The 6,563-nt window shown below is 68.2% G+C and carries 6 protein-coding genes and 1 pseudogene; 5 read left to right on the top strand and 2 right to left on the bottom strand.

Annotated features, from left to right (window positions below; all coding sequences use genetic code 11):
* From AC5E6L_RS06085 to AC5E6L_RS06070, 4 genes and pseudogenes are all read left to right on the top strand, one after another.
* Positions 1 to 535: pseudogene (locus AC5E6L_RS06085) on the top strand (DNA repair protein RecN); the annotation flags it as partial.
* Between the two features lie 107 nt (positions 536 to 642).
* Positions 643 to 2,760 (top strand): NAD-dependent DNA ligase LigA, encoded by a 2,118-nt coding sequence (ligA, locus tag AC5E6L_RS06080; RefSeq protein WP_491771969.1) that lies wholly within the window; start codon positions 643 to 645, stop codon positions 2,758 to 2,760.
* Positions 2,761 to 2,963: 203 nt separating this feature from the next.
* The gene (locus tag AC5E6L_RS06075; RefSeq protein ID WP_491230031.1) at positions 2,964 to 3,668 is read left to right on the top strand and encodes an AzlC family ABC transporter permease; all 705 of its coding nucleotides are present in this window, start codon (positions 2,964 to 2,966) and stop codon (positions 3,666 to 3,668) included.
* A gap of 10 nt (positions 3,669 to 3,678) precedes the next feature.
* Positions 3,679 to 3,972 (top strand): AzlD family protein, encoded by a 294-nt coding sequence (locus AC5E6L_RS06070; RefSeq protein WP_491230036.1) that lies wholly within the window; start codon positions 3,679 to 3,681, stop codon positions 3,970 to 3,972.
* 3 nt (positions 3,973 to 3,975) lie between these two features.
* Here AC5E6L_RS06070 and AC5E6L_RS06065 read toward each other — a convergent pair whose 3' ends face one another.
* Entirely contained in the window at positions 3,976 to 5,811 is a 1,836-nt protein-coding gene (locus AC5E6L_RS06065) for an aminopeptidase P family protein (protein WP_491771966.1), read from the bottom strand.
* A gap of 210 nt (positions 5,812 to 6,021) precedes the next feature.
* Here AC5E6L_RS06065 and AC5E6L_RS06060 point away from each other — a divergent pair, with 210 nt between their 5' ends.
* Complete coding sequence (locus AC5E6L_RS06060) at positions 6,022 to 6,207, top strand: hypothetical protein (RefSeq protein WP_491230033.1); 186 nt, start codon at positions 6,022 to 6,024, stop codon at positions 6,205 to 6,207.
* A 55-nt stretch (positions 6,208 to 6,262) separates the two neighbouring features.
* Here the strand turns inward: AC5E6L_RS06060 and AC5E6L_RS06055 are convergent.
* A partial coding sequence (locus tag AC5E6L_RS06055; RefSeq protein ID WP_491771964.1) for a 50S ribosomal protein L11 methyltransferase occupies positions 6,263 to 6,563 on the bottom strand: 301 nt, incomplete at its 5' end.

Genomic DNA, 6,563 nt, shown 5'->3' with positions numbered 1-6,563 from the left:
CCTCAAGCTCGACAAGGCCGACTTCATCGTCCATCGGACGGCCGACCCCGAAAAGCGGACCGCGGCGGGGATCGACGAGATCGAATTCTGGGTGCGGACCAATCCGGGCACCCGCGCCGGGCCGATGATGAGGGTCGCCTCGGGCGGAGAACTGTCGCGCTTTCTTCTGGCGCTCAAGGTGGCGCTGGCCGACCGGGGTTCGGCGCCCACGCTCGTCTTCGACGAGATCGACACGGGCGTGGGGGGCGCGGTGGCCGATGCGATCGGCGCGCGGCTGCGCAAGCTCTCTCGGGGCGTTCAGGTGCTGTCGGTCACCCATGCGCCGCAGGTCGCCGCCCGCGCTGCCCACCATTTCCTGATCGCCAAGTTCCTGGTCTCCAGGTCGGACGGCAACGGCGCCGGCCAGGTCGTCACCTCGGTCGCGGAAATGGATCGCGATGCCCGCCGCGAGGAGATCGCGCGCATGCTCGCCGGCGCCACGATCACCGCCGAAGCGCGGGCGGCGGCCGACCAGTTGCTCGAAGGGGCGGGGTAGCCGCTCTTTCCACATTCCCTCAAGGGGGCGTTCGGCACCGATCCGGCCTTCCCGCACCCGGTAAATCCGGCTAATCCTGCGCCGTCATATTCGCACCGGACACGGCCATGACCGCCGAGACCAATCCCGTCGACACGCTCACCGAAGCCGAGGCCGCCGCCGAACTGGCGCGGTTGGCCGAAGAGATCGCGCGGCACGACACCGCCTATCATGGCGATGACGCGCCGGTCATCACCGATGCCGCCTATGACGCGCTCAAGCGGCGCAATTTCGCCATCGAAGCGGCGTTCCCGCATCTCAAGCGCGCCGACAGCCCCAGCGACAGGGTCGGCGCGGCGGTCTCCGAAAAGTTCGACAAGATCGCCCACCGCATGCCGATGCTCTCGCTCGACAATGCGTTCGATGACGGCAACGTGCATGATTTCGCCGCGCGCGTCCGGCGTTTTCTGAAGCTTTCCGAGGATGCGCCGCTGGCGCTGACCGCCGAGCCAAAGATCGACGGGCTGTCGCTTTCGTTGCGCTATGAGGCCGGCCGGCTCGCCCATGCGGCGACACGCGGCGACGGCGCGGTTGGCGAGAACGTCACCGCCAATGCACGCACGATCGCCGACATTCCGCAAGCGCTCGCCGGCGATCCGCCCGACGTGTTGGAGGTGCGCGGCGAGATTTTCCTGACCAAGGCCGATTTCGCCGACCTGAACCGCCGCCAGGGGGAGGCCGGCAAGCCGGCCTACGTCAATCCGCGCAACACGGCCGCCGGCTCGCTGCGCCAGCTCGATGCGTCGGTCACCGCGTCGCGGCCGCTCAAATTCTTCGCCTATGCCTGGGGCGAGGTGAGCGCCATGCCCGCCGACACGCAGATGGGCATGGTGGAAAAGCTCGGCGACTATGGCTTCGTCACCAATCCCCTGATGGCGGTCTTCGACACGGTGGACGCGCTGCTCGCCCATTATCGCCGCATCGAGGCGGAGCGGCCGGAGCTGCCCTATGACATTGACGGCGTGGTCTACAAGGTGAACGAGTTGGCGCTGCAACAGCGGCTCGGCTTCGTCTCGCGTTCGCCGCGCTGGGCCGTCGCGCACAAATTTCCGGCCGAAAAGGCGATGACGCGGCTGAACGCGATCGACATCCAGGTCGGCCGGACGGGCGCGCTGACGCCGGTGGCGCGGCTTGAGCCGGTCACCGTCGGCGGCGTCGTGGTCGAGAACGCCACGCTGCACAATGCCGAGGAGATCGAGCGCCTCGGCGTCAGGATCGGCGACACGGTGACGGTGCAGCGCGCCGGCGACGTCATTCCGCAGGTGCTCGGCTTCGTGCCCGAAAAGCGGCCCGACAATGCCGGCACCTTCGTCTTTCCGCAGACCTGTCCGTGTGACCTGAAGACGCCGATCGTGCGCGAGGCGACCGCCGGCGGCGCCGAAGGCGTGGTGCGCCGCTGTTCGGGCGAATTCGCCTGTCCGTTCCAGCGCAAGGAGCATCTCAAGCTGTTCGTCTCGCGCAAGGCGTTCGACATTGACGGGCTCGGCGACAGGCAGATCGAATATTTCTACGACGACGCGGATCTGCCGATCCGCGCGCCGGCGGACATTTTCACCCTTGAGGAACGCGACGGGGCGAACGCGCTCAAGAAGCTGAAGAACCGCGACGGCTATGGCGAGACGTCGGCGGCCAACCTGTTCGCGGCCATCGAGGCGCGGCGGACGATTGCGCTCGAACGGCTGATCTTCGGCCTGGGTATCCGCCATGTCGGCGAGACCACCGCCAGGACGCTGGCGCGCGCCTATGGCTCATGGAAGGATTTCAACGGGGCGGCTTGCCGGATCGCCGCCGGCGAGGAGGCCGCGCGCGCCGAGATGGAGGCCCTCGACGATATCGGTCCGGCGGTGATCGAGGCGGTCGCCCGCTATTTCGGCGAGGCGCACAATCTGGAAACGGTCGGCGATCTGGTCGCGCGACTGACCGTCGTCGACGCCGAACGGCCAGCCGCCGAAAGCCCGTTCGCCGGCAAGACAATCGTCTTCACCGGATCGCTCGAGCGGATGAGCCGCAACGAGGCCAAGGCGATGGCCGACCGGCTGGGCGCCAAGGCGGCCGGCTCGGTGTCGTCCAGGACCGACCTGGTGGTTGCCGGGCTGGGCGCCGGCTCGAAGCTGAAGAAGGCGGCCGAGCTTGACATCGAGGTGATCGACGAGGACGAATGGCTGGCGCGGACCGAGGGGCTTTGACCGGTCGTGCCGGACCGCCGTCCAGCCAAGTCCCCGATTGTCGCGGTGACAAGAACGCGCGTGACAAGCGCCCGCCCGCCGCGCTAGAGCGTTTCCGCGTTTCATGGAAACGCAGCTCCGCTCTACCCTTTTGTTTTGTCGCTTGTCTTATCGGCTCCGGTGATTCCACCTTCGCCGGACGCGCTCTAGCTGCTGGCTCGGCCATGGCTTCCGATCAATCCGAATTCTGGCGCGGCGTGCGCGATTGCGTGCCGGTGGTGATCTCCGCCGCGCCGTTCGGCCTGTTGTTCGGCGCGCTGGCGGTCGAAAACGGCATGACGGTGTTCGAGGCGACGCTGGCCAGCGCCGTCATCTTCGCCGGTGCCAGCCAGATGGTCGGCATCGAACTGTTCGGCGCCGATGTCGCGCCCTGGATCATCGTCTTTTCGATCTTCGCGGTGAATTTCCGCCACATCCTCTATTCGGCGACGATGGGCCGCACGATCCGGCATTTCTCCGGGCCGCAGAAGGCGCTCGCCTTCTTTGTGATGACCGATCCGCAGTTCGCCGTCACCGAGCAGCGCGCCGAGCGCGGGCACCGGGTGAGCCTTGCCTGGTATCTCGGCCTCGGCCTGCCGATCTACGCGATGTGGGTGCTGGAGACTTATCTGGGCGCGGTGTTCGGCGGGCTGATCGACGATCCCTCCGCCTATGCGATCGATTTCCTGCTGCCGCTCTATTTTCTCGGCCTGGTGATGGATTTTCGCGGCCGTGCCAACTGGCTGCCGGTCGTCGGCGCGAGCGCGCTGGTCGCGACGGCCGCGTTCCATTTCGTCGGCAGTCCCTGGCATGTGAGCCTTGGCGCCGTGGCGGGCGTGCTGGTCGCGGCCCTGATCGGCGGCAGGCCCTCCGACGGCGCGGCAAGGTGATCCGGCAGTGATCCCGACAACCGTATGGATCATCCTGGCCGGCGCGCTGGTCACCTATCTGACGCGCATCGGCGGCCATCTCGTCCTGTCGCGCTTCAGGCGTATTCCGCCGCGGCTGGAGGCGGCGCTCAACGCCGTGCCTGCCGCCGTTCTGGCGGCGATCGTCGCGCCCTATGCGGTGTTCTTCGGCGTCGCCGAGGCGATGACGATCGTCGCCGCGGCGCTGTTGGCCTTTCGCCTGCCGCCGCTCGCCGTGCTGGCGATCGGCTGGGCGCTGGTCTGGGCGCTGCGTCAGCTGTTGTAGGCGCTATCGCACCGGCTCGGTCGCCCGCTCCAGCCAGGCCAGGACCGCCGCGTCCTCGATCAGCGGCGCCAGTTCGCGCCGGACGCGGGCATGGTAGCGGTTCAGCCAGCGTCTCTCGGTGGGGTCGAGCAGCCTCGGCTCGATCAGTCGCCGGTCGATCGGGCACAGCGTCAGCGTCGTGAAGGCGTGCACGGCGATCTCGCCGCCCTCGGGCACCCTGGCGGGCGCGACCATGACCAGGTTCTCGATGCGGATGCCGTGGCTGCCTTCCTGGTAGTAGCCGGGCTCGTTCGAGACGATCATGCCTTCTTCGAAGGTCGCCATGCCGCGCCGCGACAGCGTCTGCGGGCCTTCGTGCACGCCCAGATAGGCGCCGACGCCGTGGCCCGTGCCGTGCCCGTAATCGAGGCCGGCGGCCCACAGCGCGCGGCGCGCCAGCACATCGAGGTCGACGCCGCGCGTGCCCCTTGGAAAGCGTGCCGCGGAGATGGCGATCATGCCCTTGAGCACCAACGTGAAGTGGCGGCGCTGCGCTCCGGTCGGCGCGCCGGTGGCGATCACGCGGGTGATGTCGGTGGTGCCGTCATCATACTGGCCGCCCGAATCGATCAGGATCAGCTCGCCGGGCCTGACCGCGCGGTTGCTCGCCTCGTCGACGCGGTAGTGGACGATGGCACCGTTCGGCCCCGCCCCGCAGATCGTGTCGAAGGCGATTTCGCGCAGCGGCATGCCGAGCCGTTCTCCGGTTTCGATGCGCGCCCACTCAAGCTTTCCGACCATGGCGATCTCCTCCAGCGTGCCCGGATCCTGCGCGTCGAGCCATGCAAGGAACGTCGCCATGGCGGCGCCGTCGCGCCTGTGCGCCTCGACCGCGCCCTTGCGCTCGACGCGGTTCTTGGTCGCGCGGGGCAGGACGGCCGGATCGGCGCCGGCCGTCACCGTTCCGCCGGCACCTTCGATCGCATCGGCGATGGCGGCGGCGGCGCAGGCCGCATCGAGCATGACGGGCTTTTTCGCCGTTCGCCCCAGTTCCGCGAGCGCCCCCGTGAACGCCTCGGGCGTATCGAGGCCGGCAAGCCTTTCCAGATAGGCGGTCGCCGCCGCATCGAGCTTGCGCGGATCGATGAAGAGCTGCGGCCGTCCACGCGCGGGCACGATCGCCCAGGCGAGCGTGAGCGGCGTATGGACCACGTCGCCGCCGCGAATGTTGAAGGTCCAGCAGATCGAAGCGGGATCGGTCAGCACCGTCGCCGCCGCGCCTTTGTCGCGGATCGTGCGCGCCATCGCGCGCAGCTTGGCGCTCGCGCTCTTGCCCGCCCGTTCGGGCGGGCGGATGCGCACGGGCGTCACCGGCGGCGGCGGCGCGTCGGCCCAGACCGCATCGACGGGATTGTCCATGACCGGCCGCAGTGCCGCCCCCGCATCCTCGCAGGCGGCCTTGAGGCGCCTTGCCGCGCCGATCGTGTGCAGCCAGGGATCGAAGCCGATGCGCATGCCCCGGCGCAGGTTCGTCGCCAGCCACCGCTCCGGCGGCGTTCCGACCAGGTCCTGCGGCGTGAACACCGCCATGTCGGCCTGCTGGCGTGCCTGTAGAGTGTAGCGGCCGTCGACGAACAGGTGCGCCTGGTCGCCGAGCACCACGGCAACGCCCGCCGAGCCGGTGAAGCCGGTCAGCCAGGCGAGCCGCTCTGCATGCGGGGGCAGATATTCGTTCTGGTGTGCGTCCGCATGCGGCACGATGAAGCCGTCCAGTTCCATCGCCGCCAGCCGTTCGCGCAGGGCCGCAAGACGCGGCCTGCCCGTGGACGGGTCGGATCGGGACTCAAAGGACTGGAACATGGCGGACCGTTCGGTGATTGCGACCGGACGCTACCGGGGCGATGCGGCGGCCGCAATGCCAACCCGCCGGATGTCATGTGCATATTGCCTTGCAGCATCCCTTGTTCGCATATGCAAAAAACGCATGGCGGCCTTGCATTGGCGGGCCTACCCCACGCCGCCGCGACGCATCATCTTACCGGTGCAACAAGGCGCCAAAGGAGAACCGATATGGCCAGCGCAAACCGCAGGGGTTTCTTTAGGAACACGCTCGATGCGATTATAGAGGCTCGTTCGCGCCAGGTGGCCGGATATGTCAACAGCTCGCTTTTGATGCTCGACGACGAAACGCTCAAGCAGTACGGCTACGACCGCGAAACCCTCAAGCGCCGCTCGCATTTCATGCCGCCCTTCTGATCGCCGCGCCGCGCCCTTCCAGCGGCCGGTCCCGTGACGGCTCGCCGGCGCGTTTTCATGGCTTGAGGTGCAGCGTCACCCACCCTTCGCGCTCGATGGTGCGGCAATGATAAAGCTTCGCCTGCCGGTAGGCTGCGAGCACCTTTTGCCGTTGCGTGGTCAGGATGCCAGACAGGACCACCTCGCCGCCCGGTGCCAGGTGGCGCGCCATGGCCGGCGCCATCGCCATCAGCGGCGTTGAAAGGATGTTGGCGACGATCAGGTCGAACGGGCCGGTGGCGGCGAAGGCGCGATGTCCGAAGCCCGTCGCGGTCACGCATCGCACCAGGGCGTGCACGCCGTTGAGCCGCGCATTG

This window comes from Roseitalea sp. (genome assembly GCF_984466335.1).
The sequence above is the reverse complement of the archived record's forward strand: the minus strand, read 5'-3'. Positions and strand labels throughout refer to the sequence as shown.